This is a genomic window from Actinomycetospora aeridis (genome assembly GCF_037400275.1).
GTDB lineage: Bacteria > Actinomycetota > Actinomycetes > Mycobacteriales > Pseudonocardiaceae > Actinomycetospora > Actinomycetospora aeridis.
Genome location: NZ_JBBEGL010000001.1, coordinates 11836 through 28212 on the forward strand (window position 1 = coordinate 11836; position 16377 = coordinate 28212).

Sequence of the window (16377 nt, forward strand, 5' to 3'; positions counted from 1 at the left end):
TGCGTGCAGCTGGGGGACGCGCGATGGGCGCAGTGCGAGGACGTGCCGGTGCTGCTCGTGCCGGTCGGCGCCACCGAGCAGCACGGCCCCCACCTACCGCTCGGCACCGACACCACCGTCGCCGCCACCGTCGCCGCGCGCAGCGGCCTGCCGACCGCGCCGGCGCTGCCCTACGGCGCGTCCGGCGAGCACGAGGGCTTCCCCGGCACGGTCTCGATCGGCACCGAGACCCTCGCCGCCGTGATCGTCGAGCTCGGCCGCTCGGCCTGCCGCTTCGCCCGGCGCCTCGTCCTCGTCAACGGGCACGGCGGCAACGTCGCCGCGCTGCGGGTCGCCGTGCCGATGCTGCGCGCCGAGGGCCGCGACGTGGCGTGGTTCCCGTGCGGCGTGCCCGGCGCCGACGCCCACGCCGGGCGTCACGAGACGTCGCTGATGCTCGCGCTCGGCCCGGACACCGTGGCGCAGGACCTCGCCGAGCCCGGCAACACCGCGCCCCTGCGGGAGCTCATGCCCGCGATCGCGGCGGGCTCGGTGCGTGACGTGAGCCCGTCGGGCGTGCTCGGCGACCCCACCGGTGCGACGGCGGCCGAGGGCGCCGAGACGGTGTCGGTGATGGTGGCCGCGCTCGTCACCGCCGTCGGCCGGTGGACCGTCGACGACGCGACCGGGCGCCTCACCTGAGCCGGCGCACGACCGCGTCGGCGAGCCGGTCGGCGGCGCCGGGAGCGTGCTCGAGGAACAGCGACGGCTCGGCCAGCTCCACCTCGAGCACCTGCGGGCCCTCGGGACCGGGCAGCAGGTCGATGCGGGCGTAGAGCATCGGCGTCGCCAGGTGCTCGAGGACGTGCGCCGCCACCGCCGTCTCCGCGGGCGACGGCTCCCGCGCGCTGATGTCCTCCGGCGCGAACAGCCCCTCGACGAGCCCGCCGCCCGACGCCAGCAGCGCGCCCTTGCGCACGGCGTGCGACGGCGCCCCGTCGATCGCCACCACCGCCGTCTCGCCCACCTCGTCGACCGCCGCCAGGTACGGCTGCACGAGCACCGGCCGCCCGGCGTCGAGCAGCGCGCGCACGTGGGCCGCCGAGCGCCCGGACTCGCCGGGGCCGCAGCGCAGGGTGTCCTTCGACCCGGCCGACACGCACGGCTTCACGACGTGCTCGACGCCGACGTACGGGTGCGCGGCGGGGTCGGTGTCGTCGGAGCCGGGCTCGAGCACCGCCGACGGGACGACGGGCAGCCCGGTGCCCGCCAGCTCGAGCAGGTAGTGCTTGTCGGTGGTCCAGGCGAGCACCGACGCCGGGTTGTGCAGCGCGCTGACCCGCTCGACGGCGTCGGCCCACGCGAGGAACTCGCGGTGGCGGGTGGGGTAGTCCCAGGTCGAGCGGACGAGGACGAGGTCGAACGCCGACCACGCGACGTCGGCGTCGTCCCAGACCGCGGGCTCGGCCTCGACGCCGCGCGCCCGCAGCCGGTCCTCCAGGAGGCGGCCCTCGTCGTCGAGGAGCCCGGGGACCTCACGACAGGTAGCGAGGGCGATGCGCATGTCCTGATCGTCCCCGAAGGGTCCGACAGGTTCGGCCCGACGACCGCGTCCGTCCTCGCGGTGTTCACGGGCCCGGCGGACACTCGGGCAGCATGACCGGACTGCTCACCGGCGACGATCTCCTGGCCCGCGCGGAGGCCGCGCTCGCGGTGGCGCTCCCCGACGCGCTGGGCGTCGAGTTCGTCGACCCGTACGCCCCGCTCGACGGTGTCGTCCTCCCCGTTGCCGGGATCGCCGTGACCCCTGCCGCGACCGCCCACGCCGCTGCGCTCGGCGCCGCGATCGAGCTCGCCGGCTACCTCGCGGTGCTGCCGACGCTGACCCCGGCCCAGCACGCTGTCACCCACCAGATCTCCACGCAGTACCTGCGCCCGGCGGCCGCGGGCCGGCGTGTCCGCGTGGTCGGGAAGCTCGCCAAGCGCGCCCGGGAGGTGGCGTTCGTCAGCGTCACCGCGAGCCTCGAGGACGGCCCCGACCGTCCCGTCGCGCTCAGCCAGGTGACGAAGTCGATCGTGGGCGCGAACTAGGACCAACCCGCTGCGAACGCGTTCTCCGTGTGCACGGCCTCGGTGATCCGGAAGACGGTCTCCCGCCCGGTCCCGGCGTCCCGCGACGGGCGGACCTCGGCGGTGCCCGTCAGCTGCAGCGTCGCCCCGGTCCGGAAGTCCGGGAAGAGCAGGCCGGCGGCGGGATTCAGGCGCAGGTTCCCCGACGTCATCATCATCGCGTTGCCGACGTAGTCGGGCCAGGACAGCTCACCGGGGGAGAGGACCCGGACGAACCCGGGGTCGCCGCCGCGGTGCGAGACGTCCGCGCCGCTCCCGGCGGCGGTGGCGACGAAGAAGGTGTCGGCGTTCGCCACGAGCCGTGCCTGGTCGTCGTCGAGGACCGTGCCCCGGGTCGTCGTCGCGTGGCCCGGGAGCGCCCCGTCCGGCACGGCGCGGGCCAGGATGTACTTCGGGCAGTTGCCGAAGGCCTGGTGCACGGCCACCTCGCCGCCGTGCTCGCGCGGCCGCCACCGGCCGTTGATCCGGAGCCGCCGGCGCGTGGCGAGGTCGATCGCGAGCGTGCCGACGTCGGCCGGTCCGCGCAGGACGTCGGCCAGGGGATCGGTGGGCAGGGCGCCGACCGACGTCCGCAGGGTGTGGGGGTCGACGGCCGTGACGGACCCGGCCGGGCCGTGCAGGCCGGTGGCCCAGACCCGTCCGTCGTGGTCCGCGGCGCCCAGCACCAGCAGGCGCTGCCGGAGCAGGAAGTCCGCGGCGCCCGTGGGCAGCGTGCTCGCGACGATCGGGTGGACCCGCGCCGCCATCTCGGTGAGCCCGGCGTCCCGCTGCGCCGCCAGCTCACCGGGGTGGAACGCGAGTCGATCGGGGAGTTCGGCCATGCTCGACATAGTTACCGAACGATCGGTAATAAACAAGTCGTCACGGGTTCTCCGGCGACAGCAGGGCGGGCAGGAGCGCGACGGTCTCGGCGAAGGCCCCGGTGTCGCCGGTCACGCGAGCCAGGACGAGCGCCCCTTCGATGCGCACGAAGGCGTCCTTCGCGGCGCGCAGGGCGGCGTCGGGACGGTGGCCGGCGCGTCGCGCGGCGTCCGACATCGCCTCGATCCAGGCCGTCGCGAGCGACCGGGCGTGGTCGCGCAGCGGCGCGGGCGCCCCGGCCAGCGTCATCGAGTCGAGGACGCAGGACAGCGCTCCGGCGGCGTAGAACTCGCCGAGCCGGCGGGCCGTCTCCGCGATGCCCCGGGCGACGTCGGCGTCCTCGCGCATGGGTGCGAGGACCTGCGCGAAGCGCTGCTCGACCGTGTCGAGGACGACGTCGGCCATCTGCGCCTTGCCGCCGGGGAAGCGGTGGTAGAGGCTCGCGCGCTGGAGCCCGGCGGCCGCCGCCAGGTCGCCGATCGCGGTCCCCTCGAACCCCTTCGCGCGGAACACGGACACGATCACGTCGACGAGCGCCTCGTCGGCGATGGCGGGTGGGCGCGGCATGACCGGAAGGTTACCGAACCTTCGGTCAAGAACCGCGGGACGTGTCCTCGGTCGCTGCCCTCCACGCCGCCGCTGCCTACACTCGCCCGCCATCGCCACCGGAACCCTCGCCCCCGCCCGGCCGTCGCGCCTGCCCGACGGCTGGACCGTCGTCCTCGATCGCCGGGTGCTGCGCGTCGACGGCGGTCGCACGCTGGTCGGCGGCTCGCCGCCGCGGGTGTTGCACCTCGCGCGCGCCGCCTACGACCGGCTCGCCGGCCCGGACGGCGTCGCGGCCGAGGCGCGGCTGGTCGTCACCGACGCGACGTCCGCGGCGCTGGCCCGCCTGCTCACCGACGCCGGGGTCGCCCACCCGCAGCCCGCGCACCCCGGCGCCCCGGACGCCGCGACGGTGTCGGTCGTGGTGCCCGTGCGCGACCGCCCGGACGAGCTGGCCCGCCTGCTCGCCGCGCTGGGCGGGTCCGGGGTCGCCGAGGTCGTGGTGGTCGACGACGGCTCCGCGGACCCCGACGCCACGGTCCGGGTCGCCGCGACGCACGGGGCGCGGATCGTGCGGCACGCGGTCTCGCGCGGCCCCGCCGCCGCCCGCAACACCGGCGCCGGAGCCTCGACCGGCGCGCTCGTGGCGTTCCTCGACTCCGACGTCGTCCCCGAACCCGGCTGGCTCCCGACGCTCCTGGGCCACCTCGCCGACCCGGCCGTCGGCCTCGCGGCCCCCCGGATCGTGGCGTGGTCCGGGGTGGCCGGCGATGCGGCGTTGCTGGCGTCCCACGCCGGGCTCGCCACATCCTCGGACCACGACACGCCGGGTGACGCTCCGCGCAGCTCACCGGGGCCCGGGGTCGTCAGCCTGGCGGCCACGCTGACGTTCAGCGTCAGAAAAGCCACCCGCTCGATCGCGCGCGGGGTGGTGGCCCGCTACGAGGAGCGACGCTCGAGCCTCGACCTCGGCGCCCGGCCCGCCCCGGTGACCGCCCGGTCGCGGGTGGCCTACGTGCCCAGCGCCGCGCTCGTCGTGCGCCGCGAGGCCCTCGGCGCGGGGTTCTCCGAGGACATGCCGGTCGCCGAGGACGTCGACCTCGTCTGGCGCATCGCCGGCGACGGGTGGCGGCTGCGCTACGAACCCGCCGCACGGGTCGCCCACGAGCACCGCGACACCGTCGGCCCGTGGCTCACGCGCAAGGCGTTCTACGGCACCGGCGCCGCCCCGCTCGCCCTGCGCCACCCGCGCCGCGTGCCGCCGGTCGCGCTCGCCCCGTGGACCGCGGCGGCGGTGACGCTCCTGGGGTTCCAGCGGCGGTGGAGCACGGCGGCCGCGGGCGCGGTGACGATCGTCGCCACCGTCCGCCTGGCCAAGGGCCTCCACGACGCCCGGCGCCCCGGGAATCGAGCGGGTGGAAAAACTGACGTTGAACGTCAGCGTGGCCGCCAGGCTGAGACGGCTCGCGAGCTCGCCCGCGCGGCGCGGCTGGCGGCGGTGCTCGCGCCGTGGGGGCTGGGTGGGGCGCTCTGGCAGGCGGCGGGGGTGCTGACGCGGCACTGGTGGCCTGCTGCCGTGGCCAGCGCGCTCGTCTCGCGGCGTGTCCGCCGAGCCCTCCTCGCCGCTGCCGTCGCCGAGGGCCTCGCCGACTGGTGGCGCTTCCGCCCGCCCGGCACGGGGCCAGGAGACGCAATATCGCACCTCGTCGCCCACCGCCTCGACGACCTCGCCTACGGCGCCGGGCTCTGGTGGGGCGCGTGGCGTCACCGCACGGTCGCGCCGCTGCGCCCGGACCTCAGCGGGAAGGCGCCGCAATGAAGATCCTTACCGTCGCTGTCGGCCGCCCCCGGGACGTGGCCGGGCCGAGACCGGGCGAGACCACGAGCACCGCGATCTGGAAGGAACCGGTCGCCGGGCCGGTCGAGGTCGGCCCCGAGAACCTCGTCGGCGACGAGCAGGCCGACCGGCGGAACCACGGCGGGCCGGAGAAGTCGGTCTACGCCTACGGCGAGGAGGACCTCGCCTGGTGGCGCGCCGAGCTCGGCGGGATCGACGACCTCGTCTTCGGCCAGAACCTCACGACCGCCGGCCGCGACCTGCGCGATGCGCGGATCGGCGAGCGCTGGCGGATCGGCACGGCCGAGCTCGAGGTCGTCCAGCCGCGCATCCCGTGCTTCAAGCTCGGGATGCGCGCCGGCGACCCGACGATGCCGCGACGCTTCGTCGCCGCCGACCGGCCCGGCGTCTACCTCCGCGTCACGAGGACCGGGACGATCACCGCCGAGGACACCGTCGACGTCACCGACGGACCCGACGGCGCCCCCACCGTCGCCGAGGTCTTCGGCATCTACCACCACCACCGCGACCGGGCGGCCCGGCTGCTCGACGCCCCCGGCCTGCCGTCCTGGTACCACGAGTGGGCCCGCAAGCGCCTGGGGTCGGGAGAGCGGCGCCTGTCAAGAGACTGACGTCGCCCACTGGACCGGTCAGGCCCGGCCGCTCGGACGTGTCCGGCGGCGGCGAGAAGTGCCAAGGTTTCTCGGTCGACTACCGGGGACGAGGACGCAGCACATGACCAAGTTCGTGTACGACTTCGCCGAGGGTGACCGCGACCAGAAGGACCTCCTCGGCGGCAAGGGCGCCAACCTCGCCGAGATGACCAATCTCGGTCTTCCGGTGCCGCCCGGGTTCACGATCACGACCGAGGCCTGCCGGACCTACCTGGCCGAGGGCAGCGAACCGCCGGGACTCGCCGACGAGGTCACCGAGCACCTCGTCGCGCTGGAGAAGGCGATGGGCAAGGGTCTCGGGCAGGCCGACGACCCGCTGCTGGTGTCGGTGCGCTCCGGGGCCAAGTTCTCGATGCCCGGGATGATGGAGACGGTCCTCAACGTCGGGCTCAACGACAGCTCGGTGCAGGGCCTCGCGTCCCAGGCCGGCGACGACCGCTTCGCCTGGGACTCCTACCGTCGCCTGATCCAGATGTTCGGCGCGACGGTGCTGGGCATCGAGGCCGAGCACTTCGTCGACGCCCTCGAGGACGCCAAGAAGGCCAAGGGCACCACCGACGACCTCGACCTCGACGCCGGGGACTTCACCGCGCTCGTCGAGACGTTCAAGGGCGTGGTCCGCGAGCACGCGGGCCGCGACTTCCCGCAGGACCCGCGCGAGCAGATGGACCTGGCGATCCGGGCGGTGTTCGACTCCTGGAACTCCCCGCGCGCCAACGTCTACCGCCGCCAGGAGCGCATCCCCGCCGACCTGGGCACCGCGGTCAGCGTCTGCTCCATGGTGTTCGGCAACCTCGGCATGGACTCCGGCACCGGCGTCGCCTTCACCCGCGACCCCGCGTCGGGCGAGCAGGGCATCTACGGCGACTACCTGCAGAACGCGCAGGGCGAGGACGTCGTCGCCGGCATCCGCAACACCCTGCACCTCACCGAGCTCGAGCGGATCGACAAGGCCAGCTACGACGAGCTCCTGGGGATCATGACGACCCTCGAGCGCCACTACCGCGACCTCTGCGACATCGAGTTCACGATCGAGCGCGGCAAGCTGTGGATGCTGCAGACGCGCGTCGGCAAGCGCACCGCCGCGGCGGCGTTCACCGTCGCGATCCAGCTCGTCGACGAGGGTCTCATCGACATGGACGAGGCGCTGCTGCGCGTCACCGGCCACCAGCTCGCCCAGCTGATGTTCCCGCGCTTCGACCGTGACGCCGACAAGGAACGGCTCACCACCGGCATGAACGCCTCGCCGGGCGCGGCGAGCGGCGTCGCGGTCTTCGACTCGCCGACCGCGGTGCGGCGCAACAAGGGCGGCGAGAAGGTCATCCTCGTCCGCCGCGAGACCAACCCCGACGACCTCGACGGCATGATCGCCGCCGAGGGCGTGCTGACCAGCCGGGGCGGGCGGACGTCGCACGCCGCGGTCGTCGCGCGCGGGATGGGCAAGACCGCGGTCTGCGGCGCCGAGGAGCTCGAGGTCGACGTCCGCGCCAGGAAGATGACCACGCCGGACGGGCGCGAGATCGTCGAGGGCGACACGATCTCCATCGACGGCACCAACGGCGAGGTCTACCTCGGCGAGGTGCCGGTGGTGTCCAGCCCGGTCATGGCCTGGTTCGAGGGGACGAACACCGAGCGCGGCGAGCTGGTCGAGGCCGTCGACCGGATCCTGTCGCACGCCGACGGCGCCCGCCGGCTGCGCGTGCGCACCAACTCGGACACCGGCGAGGACTCCGCGCTCGCGCGGCAGTTCGGCGCCGAGGGCATCGGGCTCTGCCGCACGGAGCACATGTTCCTCGGCGAGCGCCGCGAGCTCGTCGAGAACCTCGTGCTCGCCGAGACCCGCGACGACCGGGAGAAGTGCCTGCAGGCCCTGCTCCCGCTGCAGATCGAGGACTTCACCGCGATCTACCGGGCGATGGAGGGCCTGCCCGTCACGATCCGGCTGCTCGACCCGCCGCTGCACGAGTTCCTGCCCGACTACACCGAGCTCTCGGTGGAGGTGGCGCTCGACCGCGAGCGCGGCACCCTGACCGAGGAGAAGGAGGAGCTGCTCGCCAACGTCCGCCGCCTCCACGAGCAGAACCCGATGCTCGGGCTGCGCGGCGTGCGCCTCGGGATCGCGGTGCCGGGGCTGTTCGCGATGCAGGTCCGGGCGATCACCCGCGCGGCGGCGACGCTGGCGGCGGAGGGCGTCACGGTGCTGCCGGAGATCATGGTGCCGCTCGTCGGCACCGTGCAGGAGCTGCAGGCGGTCGCGGCCGAGATCGCCGAGGTGGTGGCCGAGCCGGAGTCGGCGGTGAACGGCAGGCCGGTCGAGCACCAGGTCGGCACCATGATCGAGCTGCCGCGCGCGGCGCTCGTCGCGGCCCAGATCGCCGAGACCGCGCAGTTCTTCTCGTTCGGCACCAACGACCTCACCCAGACCACGTGGGGCTTCTCCCGCGACGACGTGGAGAGCTCGTTCTTCTCCGAGTACCTCGAGTCCGGGATCTTCGGGGTGTCGCCGTTCGAGTCGCTCGACGTCGAGGGCGTCGGGGAGCTCGTCGAGATCGCGTCCTGGCGCGGCCGGGAGGTGCGCCACGACCTCAAGCTCGGCATCTGCGGCGAGCACGGCGGCGATCCGGACTCGGTGCACTTCTTCCACCGCGCGGGGCTGGACTACGTGTCCTGCTCGCCGTTCCGGGTGCCGGTGGCGCGCCTCGAGGCCGGGCGCGCGGCGGTGTCGTCCGGGGGATCGTCGGAGGGCTGACGGTGGACCCCGCGCGGTCGTGTCACGTGTGCTCCGCGTGACGGGTGCCCCCCTCCGAACGGAGGGGGGCACGACTGTCCGGACCGGTGCGTTTCGGACGTCGAACGGGCGCGGACCGTGGTCGTCGTACCGCAGAATCGGCTGTCTTGCGTCGATCGTTCCGCGCCTGCGGAAACAGGGCTGGGAAGGGCTCCCACCTCGGGTTTTGATCACACGGACCGACCCCGCAGTGGATGTTGCGCTGCCTCCGCGACGGCGGTGTGATGTGTCCGCGACCACGCCGGAGGTGGTCGGCAACCACGCTCGCCACCGCTCGGTGACGGGTGGGGTTCGAGACACGCCACCACGTCCTCGGCGTGCGACGGTCGGTCTCCGGCACCACGTCGGGCGGCCGAGTGAGGAGAGGTCCATGGCACGCATCCGGACCACCGTCGACGGCCTCGTCTACGAGGACGACGTCGAGCCCCGCATGCTGCTCGTCCAGTACCTGCGGGAACGACTCGGCAAGACGGGCACGGTGATCGGCTGCGACACGAGCAACTGCGGCGCGTGCACCGTCCACCTGGACGGTCTGAGCGTGAAGTCGTGCTCGGTGCTGGCCGTCCAGGCGAACGGCGCCGAGGTCCTCACCATCGAGGGGCTCGAGCGCGACGGCCAGCTGCACCCGATGCAGCAGGCGTTCCACGACAACCACGCGCTGCAGTGCGGGTACTGCACGCCCGGCATGATCATGCAGTCGATCGACCTGCTCGGCGACAACCCCGACCCCTCCGAGCACGAGATCCGTGAGGGCATCGAGGGCAACCTCTGCCGTTGCACCGGCTACCAGAACATCGTGCGCGCTGTCCAGGACGCCGCGTCGAAGATGAAGCCGGGCGCGTCCGCCACGCAGCAGTCGTCCGCCCAGCCCGTGGCCGGCGGTGGCGCCTGATGACGACGACGGAGAACCCGTCCACCCCGGCGCCGGAGATCGGTCGCGATCGCCGCCGCAAGGAGGACCGCCGGCTCATCACGGGCCGCACGCGCTGGGTCGACAACCAGGCGCTGACCGGCCTGCTGCACATCTCGGTCGTCCGCAGCCCGTTCGCGCACGCGACCATCAAGGGCATCGACACCTCGGCGGCCAAGCAGGTCCCCGGCGTCGTCGCCGTGTACTCGGCGGCCGACATCGGCGCCGACCAGGTGCAGCTGCCCTGCGCGTGGCCGATCACCAAGGACATGAAGTCCCCGCAGCGCCCGGCGCTCGCGGGCAGCCGCGTCAACTTCGCCGGCGAGGGCGTCGCCGTGGTCGTCGCCCGCAGCGCGGCGATCGCCAAGGACGCCGCGGAGCTCGTCGAGGTCGACTACGAGGAGCTCGAGCCGGTCCTGGACATGGAGGAGGCGCTGAAGGACGGCGCCACCCTCGTGCATCCCGAGCTCGGCACGAACGCCAACGCGCAGTGGGTGTTCGACTCCGGCGAGGCGGGCTCGGGCGGCGACGTCGCCGAGGCGCTCAAGAAGGCCGAGTCGGACGACGACCAGGTCGTCGTGCGGCGCCGGTTCCGCCAGCAGCGCCTGGTGCCGGTGTTCATGGAGCCGCGCTCCACGGTGGTCGACCCCAACAGCGAGCAGCTGACGATGTGGTCGTCCACCCAGGTGCCGCACATCCTCAAGACGATGCTCGCGCTGACGCTCGGCCTGCCTGAGCACAAGATCCGCGTCATCGCGCCGGACGTCGGCGGCGGGTTCGGCGGCAAGATCGCCGTCGCGCCCGAGGAGGTCCTGACGCTGCTGGTGGCCCGCAAGCTGGGCAAGCCGGTCAAGTGGACCGAGACCCGCTCCGAGTCGCTGCTCACGGCCCACCACGGCCGTGACCAGGTGCAGGAGCTGGCCATGTCCGTCACGAAGGACGGGCGGATCACCGGCCTGGACGTGCGGCTGATCGCCGACATGGGCGCCTACCTCGGCCTCGTCGGGCCGGGCGTGCCGATCCTCGGCGCGTTCATGTTCAACGCGATCTACAAGATCCCGGCGTACCGGTTCGACTGCACCAACGTCTTCACCACCAAGACGCTCACCGACGCCTACCGCGGCGCCGGTCGTCCGGAGGCCACCTTCGGCATCGAGCGGATGATGGACGAGGTCGCCCTCGAGCTCGGCATCGAGCCGCTCGAGTTCCGCGAGAAGAACTGGATCAAGCACGACGAGTTCCCGTTCACCACGGTCAGCACGCTGACCTACGACACGGGCAACTACGAGGCCGCCACCGAGCAGGCCAAGCAGATGTTCGACTACGACGGTCTGCGTCGCGAGCAGGCCGAGCGCCGCCGCCGGGGCGACGTCAAGCAGCTCGGCATCGGCATCTCGACCTTCACCGAGATGTGCGGCCTCGCCCCGTCCCGCGTGCTCGGCTCGCTCGACTACGGCGCCGGCGGCTGGGAGACCGCGTCCATCCGGATGCAGCCCACCGGCAAGGCCGAGGTCGTCGTCGGCGTGAGCCCGCACGGGCAGGGTCACGAGACGGCGTTCTCGCAGATCGTCGCCGACCAGCTCGGCGTGCCGTTCGACGACGTCGAGATCCTCCACGGCGACACCCAGTCGTCCTACAAGGGCCTCGACACCTACGGCTCGCGCTCGCTCGCGGTCGGCGGCATCGCCGTCGTCAAGGCGGCCGAGAAGGTCATCGAGAAGGCCAAGCCGATCGCCGCGCACATGCTCGAGGCCGCCGAGGGCGACCTGGAGTTCTCGGGCGGGAAGTTCACGGTCAAGGGCACCGACAAGGGTGTGGGCATCCAGGACATCGCGCTCGCGGTGTTCGCCGCCCACGACTACCCGGAGGGCATCGAGCCCGACATCGACGCCCACGCGACGTTCGACCCGGAGAACTTCTCGTTCCCGCACGGCACGCACCTCTCGGCCGTCGAGGTCGACACCGAGACCGGCTTCGTCTCGCTGTACAAGTACGTCTGCGTCGACGACGTCGGCAATGTGATCAACCCGCTGATCGTCGAGGGCCAGGTCCACGGTGGCCTCGCGCAGGGCATCGCCCAGGCCCTCTACGAGGAGGCCGCGTACGACGACCAGGGCACGCTGCTCTCGGGCACGCTGGTCGACTACACGCTGCCCACCGCGGCTGACCTGATCAGCTTCGACACCGCGAACACCACCACCGCGTCGACCACCAACCCCCTCGGGGTCAAGGGCGTCGGCGAGGCCGGCACGATCGCCTCCACCCCGGCGGTCGTGAACTCGGTGCTCGACGCGATCCGGCACCTCGGTGTCAAGGACATCGACATGCCCACCACCCCGTACCGCGTCTGGACCGCGATCCAGGCCGCGTCGGGGCACGCCGGGCGCGCCGACGAGGCGAACGTGGCCTCGCCCGGCGCCGGCCTCGGCTCCACGGCCCGTGACATGCCCGAGGGAGGCAACCTGTGATCCCGGCCCAGTTCGACTACGTCCGGCCGACCACCGTCGAGGAGGCGGTCCAGGCCCTGCGTGACGGTGGCGAGGACGCCAAGCTCCTGGCCGGCGGCCAGAGCCTGCTGCCGGTGCTGCGGCTGCGGATGGCCGACCCGTCGCTGATCATCGATCTCGGCGGGATCGCGGAGCTCAAGGGCGTCCGCGAGGACGGCAACGAGGTCGTCGTCGGGGCCATGACGTCGCATTACGACGTCGCCCGCGACGACACCCTGCGCCAGCACGTCGCCCTCATCCAGGAGGCGACGAAGACGGTCGCCGACCCGCAGGTGCGCCACCGGGGCACCCTCGGCGGGGCCCTGGCCCACGCCGACCCGGCCGGTGACCTCGCCGCGCCGGCGCTGGCCCTCGACGCGCAGTTCGTCATCGCCGGGTCGAACGGGACCCGCACGGTGGCGGCGGCGGACTTCTTCGAGGACTACTTCACCACCGCCATCGGCGAGGGTGAGCTCCTCACGGAGATCCGGTTCCCGAAGTACACCGGGTGGGGTGCGCGGTACGAGAAGTTCAACCGGGTCGCGCAGGCCTGGTCGATCGTCGCCGTCGCCGCGACGGTGAAGGTCGACGGCGGCTCCATCTCCGAGGCCCGCATCGGCCTGACCAACATGGCGGGCACCCCGGTGCGCGCCCGGGCCGTCGAGTCGGCCCTGGTCGGGCAGTCCGCGAGCGAGGAGAATGTCCGCAAGGCCGCCCAGGCCGCCGCCGAGGGCACCAGCCCGACCGCGGACGCGGACGCCGGCTCCGACTACCGCGAGCACCTCGCCCGGGTGCTCACCGGTCGGGCCGTCCTCGCGGCCGCGGGCTGACGCCCCGACCGACGACCGAATCACGACGCCGGCCCGCCCCCGCACATCGCGGGGGCGGGCCTCCGTCGTGAACCGCACCCTCCCAGGAGGAACCGAGTGAAGCTCGAGAACGAGTTCACCGTCCCGGTGGACATCGACACCGTGTTCGACGCCCTGAACGACCCCGAGAAGGTCACGCCGTGCTTCCCGGGCGCCACGCTCGACTCCCACGAGGGCGACGACTTCACGGGCACCGTGAAGGTCAAGCTCGGCCCGATCTCCATGACCTACAAGGGCAAGGGCACCTTCGTCGAGCGCGACAAGACCAACCACAAGGTCGTCGTCGACGCCCAGGGCCGTGACTCGCGGGGCAACGGCACCGCGTCGGCCAAGGCCACGCTGACGATGACCGACGACGGCGGAGGCAAGACCAAGGTCAACGTCCTCACCGAGATGCAGGTGACGGGCAAGCCGGCGCAGTTCGGCCGCGGCGTCATGTCCGACGTCGGCGACAAGATCCTGGGTCAGTTCGCGTCCTGCCTCGCCGACGAGTTCGGCAGCAGCAGCGCGGGCGGGTCGTCGGCACCCACCGTGGCCGACACCGACTCCGGGTCCGCCGCGGCGACCGGCGGCAACGGCACCGCGCCCGTGGCGGCGTCGGCGTCCGGTGGCGACGCGCCCGTCAGTGCGCCCGCCGCGCCCACCCCCGTGGCCTCCGGGTCGGGAGCGCCGCAGGCCGCGGCCATGCCGACCACGGTGGCCGGGGCCGCGAAGTCGGACGCGGGCGCCACGCCCGGCGCCTCCGTCGGTGGCGCCGCGACGAGCGCGGGCCAGAGCGCCGCGCAGCCGAGCCAGCCGCGCCGCCAGCAGGTCGAGGCGATCGACCTGCTCGACAGCTCGCGGGAGGCCGTGCTCAAGCGCCTCGCGCCCGTGGGCATCGGCGCGGGCGTCCTCGCCGCGATCATCGCCATCATCCTGATCGCGCGCGGCCGCTCGTCGTAGGCGCGGCAGTCCGCACCGCCCCGTACTGAGCGAAGGGCACCTTCGGTCGATCTACTCGACCGGAGGTGCCCTTCGCTCGTTCCGGGGTGGGCGCGCCGATTCCGGCGAGTGGCGCCCCTCGCCCGTCCATCCGAGCGAAGGTGCCCTTCGGTCGGAACGCGGTGGGCCGGCTCTGCGAGGCTGCTCCCCGTGCACACCGGCGCCACGAACACGATCGTCGACGTGCCCGGCCTGCAGGTCGGCCACGCGGAGCTCGCGGGGGAGGGCGCGCTGTCGGGCACGACGGTCGTCCTGCCCGGCCCCGAGGGCGCGGTCGCGGGGGTGGACGTGCGCGGCGGCGGGCCCGGCACCCGCGAGACCGACGCGCTGGACCCGCGCACCCTCGTCGAGCGGGTGCACGCCGTGGTCCTCACCGGCGGCAGCGCCTACGGGCTCGCGGCGGCCTCCGGGGTCGCCGACGCGCTCGGCGCCCAGGGGCGCGGGTTCCCGGTGGGCGGGCCCGGCGAGGTGGTGCCCGTCGTGCCCGCCGCCGTGGTGTTCGACCTGGGACGCGGTGGCCGCTTCACCGCCCGCCCCGGCGCCGACCTGGGTGCCGCCGCGCTCGCGGCCTGCACCGACGCGCCGCCCGCCCAGGGAGTCGTCGGCGCGGGGACCGGCACCGTCGTCGGCGGGCTCAAGGGCGGTGTCGGTTCGGCGTCCGCGGTGCTCGCCGACGGCACGGTCGTCGCCGCGCTCGTCGTCGCCAACGCCGCCGGCTCCGCGGTCGACCCGGCTACCGGCGAGCTGTGGGGCGCCCGCCACCGTCACGCCGACGACGCCGCGCTCCCGTCCCTGCCCGACGACCGCGACGCGCTGCTCGCGATCCTGCGCGCAGCCGCCGCCCCGCCGACGCTGAACACGACGATCGGCGTCGTCGCCACCGACGCGGGCCTGTCCGTCGCGCAGTGCGCCAAGCTCGCCGCCGTCGGGCAGAGCGGCCTCGCCCGGGCCGTGCGCCCCGCGCACGGGATGACCGACGGCGACACGTTCTTCGGCCTCGCGACCACGGCACGCCCCGCGCCGGACCTCGCCGGGCTGCAGGAGATCCTCACCGCCGGCGCGGACTGCGTCACCCGCGCCGTCGTCCACGCCGTGCTGGCCGCACGCAGCGTCGAGACCCCCGCCGGGCACTGGCGCGCGTACCGCGACCTCGTGGCGGGCGCGTGACGCAGCGGAGGTGACCCTCGCTCCCACCACGGGGCACCATGGGGACGTGGACGGCTACCGCGAGCGCCGGGTGGCGCCGGGGGTGGTGCTCTGGAGCAGCGCCGGGGCGCCGGGCACGATCCTGCCCGACGGGTGCCTCGACCTGATCTGGAACGGGCGCGGGCTCGTCGTCGCCGGGCCCGACGGGGCGGCACGGTCCACCGACGGCGGCGGGCGCGTCCACGTCGGCCTGCGCTTCTCCCACGGGCGGGGGCCGACGCTGCTCGGTGTGCGGGCCGACGAGCTGCGCGACACCACGGTCGGCCTCGAGGCGGTGTGGACCGACGCCGACGCAGGCCGGCTCGTCGAGCGCGTGTCCGACGACCCGGCCGGCGTCCTGACCGGGCTCGCCACGGCCACGCCGCCCGGTGCCGACGAGCGTTTCGGGGTGCGGGTGTTCGCCGCCCTCGCCCGGGGCGCCGACGTCGCGGGCCTGGCCGACGACCTCGGCACCACCCCGCGCACCCTGCACCGGCGCAGCCTGCCGGTGTTCGGCTACGGGCCCCAGCACCTCGGGCGCATCCTGCGCCTGCAGCGTGCGCTGGCCCGCGCCCGGGAGGGCACGCCGTGGGCCGACGTCGCCGCCGTGGAGGGCTTCGCCGACCAGCCGCACCTGGCCCGGGAGGTCCGGGCGCTGGCGGGCACGACGCCGACGGGGCTACTCGCCCGGTAGGGCGGCGAACAGGTCGACCGATCCGCCGTCGGGGTCCTGCACGGTCGCGTAGCGCTGGCCCCAGAACGCGTCCCAGGGCTTGTGCTCGCCGTGGTGCCCGGCCTCGACCAGCGACGCGTACGTCGCGTCGACCTCGGCGGGCGAGTCGCAGGCGAACGCGAGGGCGCTGCGCGGCCCGCCCGTCGGTCGGGTCCAGGAGGGGTCGAAGGACAGGATGGTGGCCTCGGTGTCGAAGGCGAGGCGCAGCCCGCCGCCGAGGTCGACCTCGACGTGGGGCTGGTCGTCGGCCTCGGGCGGGGCGTCGATGCCGAGGCGGCGGTAGAAGGCGAGCGCGGCGGCCATGTCGGAGACGACGAGCTCGACGACGGAGAGACGGGGTGCCATGGGGCTCACCGTAGGGACGGCCCGGGCAGCCGGGCTTGGAACGATCGGACATG

The 16377-nt window shown here is 74.1% G+C and carries 15 protein-coding genes; 11 read left to right on the forward strand and 4 right to left on the reverse strand.

Going from position 1 to position 16377, the window contains the following annotated elements:
* Window positions 1-3: 3 nt before the first annotated feature.
* Entirely contained in the window at window positions 4-681 is a 678-nt protein-coding gene (gene mftE / locus WCD41_RS00040; protein WP_337711321.1) for a mycofactocin biosynthesis peptidyl-dipeptidase MftE, read from the forward strand.
* Here mftE and WCD41_RS00045 read toward each other — a convergent pair.
* Window positions 674-1543: an ATP-grasp domain-containing protein gene (locus WCD41_RS00045; RefSeq protein WP_337711322.1), complete on the reverse strand. Its 870-nt coding sequence runs from the start codon at window positions 1541-1543 to the stop codon at window positions 674-676. The genes mftE and WCD41_RS00045 overlap by 8 nt on opposite strands.
* A gap of 92 nt (window positions 1544-1635) precedes the next feature.
* On the opposite strand from WCD41_RS00045, the gene WCD41_RS00050 reads away from it, so the two are divergent.
* Entirely contained in the window at window positions 1636-2070 is a 435-nt protein-coding gene (locus WCD41_RS00050; protein WP_337711323.1) for a PaaI family thioesterase, read from the forward strand.
* Here the strand turns inward: WCD41_RS00050 and WCD41_RS00055 are convergent.
* Window positions 2067-2930: a pyridoxamine 5'-phosphate oxidase family protein gene (locus WCD41_RS00055; RefSeq protein WP_337711324.1), complete on the reverse strand. Its 864-nt coding sequence runs from the start codon at window positions 2928-2930 to the stop codon at window positions 2067-2069. The genes WCD41_RS00050 and WCD41_RS00055 overlap by 4 nt on opposite strands.
* Before the next feature lie 40 nt (window positions 2931-2970).
* A complete protein-coding gene (locus WCD41_RS00060; RefSeq protein WP_337711325.1) occupies window positions 2971-3537 on the reverse strand; it encodes a TetR/AcrR family transcriptional regulator in 567 nt (188 codons plus the stop codon).
* A gap of 166 nt (window positions 3538-3703) precedes the next feature.
* Here WCD41_RS00060 and WCD41_RS00065 point away from each other — a divergent pair, with 166 nt between their 5' ends.
* The 9 genes from WCD41_RS00065 to WCD41_RS00105 all read left to right on the forward strand — a co-directional run bounded on the left by WCD41_RS00065 (window position 3704) and on the right by WCD41_RS00105 (window position 15940).
* The gene (locus tag WCD41_RS00065) at window positions 3704-5335 is read left to right on the forward strand and encodes a glycosyltransferase (RefSeq protein WP_337711326.1); all 1632 of its coding nucleotides are present in this window, start codon (window positions 3704-3706) and stop codon (window positions 5333-5335) included.
* On the forward strand, window positions 5332-5985 hold the full coding sequence (locus WCD41_RS00070; protein ID WP_337711327.1) for an MOSC domain-containing protein: 654 nt from the start codon (window positions 5332-5334) through the stop codon (window positions 5983-5985). Before WCD41_RS00065 ends, WCD41_RS00070 begins: the two co-directional genes overlap by 4 nt.
* 103 nt (window positions 5986-6088) lie before the next feature.
* Entirely contained in the window at window positions 6089-8776 is a 2688-nt protein-coding gene (gene ppdK, locus WCD41_RS00075) for a pyruvate, phosphate dikinase (RefSeq protein ID WP_337711328.1), read from the forward strand.
* Window positions 8777-9185: 409 nt separating this feature from the next.
* Entirely contained in the window at window positions 9186-9707 is a 522-nt protein-coding gene (locus WCD41_RS00080) for a (2Fe-2S)-binding protein (RefSeq protein ID WP_337711329.1), read from the forward strand.
* Window positions 9707-12193: a xanthine dehydrogenase family protein molybdopterin-binding subunit gene (locus WCD41_RS00085; RefSeq protein WP_337711330.1), complete on the forward strand. Its 2487-nt coding sequence runs from the start codon at window positions 9707-9709 to the stop codon at window positions 12191-12193. Before WCD41_RS00080 ends, WCD41_RS00085 begins: the two co-directional genes overlap by 1 nt.
* Window positions 12190-13041: an FAD binding domain-containing protein gene (locus WCD41_RS00090; RefSeq protein ID WP_337711331.1), complete on the forward strand. Its 852-nt coding sequence runs from the start codon at window positions 12190-12192 to the stop codon at window positions 13039-13041. Before WCD41_RS00085 ends, WCD41_RS00090 begins: the two co-directional genes overlap by 4 nt.
* A 96-nt stretch (window positions 13042-13137) precedes the next feature.
* A complete protein-coding gene (locus tag WCD41_RS00095) occupies window positions 13138-14022 on the forward strand; it encodes an SRPBCC family protein (RefSeq protein WP_337711332.1) in 885 nt (294 codons plus the stop codon).
* 189 nt (window positions 14023-14211) lie between these two features.
* A complete protein-coding gene (locus WCD41_RS00100) occupies window positions 14212-15228 on the forward strand; it encodes a P1 family peptidase (protein ID WP_337711333.1) in 1017 nt (338 codons plus the stop codon).
* Window positions 15229-15274: 46 nt separating this feature from the next.
* The gene (locus WCD41_RS00105) at window positions 15275-15940 is read left to right on the forward strand and encodes a helix-turn-helix domain-containing protein (protein ID WP_337711334.1); all 666 of its coding nucleotides are present in this window, start codon (window positions 15275-15277) and stop codon (window positions 15938-15940) included.
* Here the strand turns inward: WCD41_RS00105 and WCD41_RS00110 are convergent.
* A complete protein-coding gene (locus WCD41_RS00110) occupies window positions 15926-16324 on the reverse strand; it encodes a VOC family protein (protein WP_337711336.1) in 399 nt (132 codons plus the stop codon). The genes WCD41_RS00105 and WCD41_RS00110 overlap by 15 nt on opposite strands.
* Between the last annotated feature and the right edge of the window lie 53 nt (window positions 16325-16377).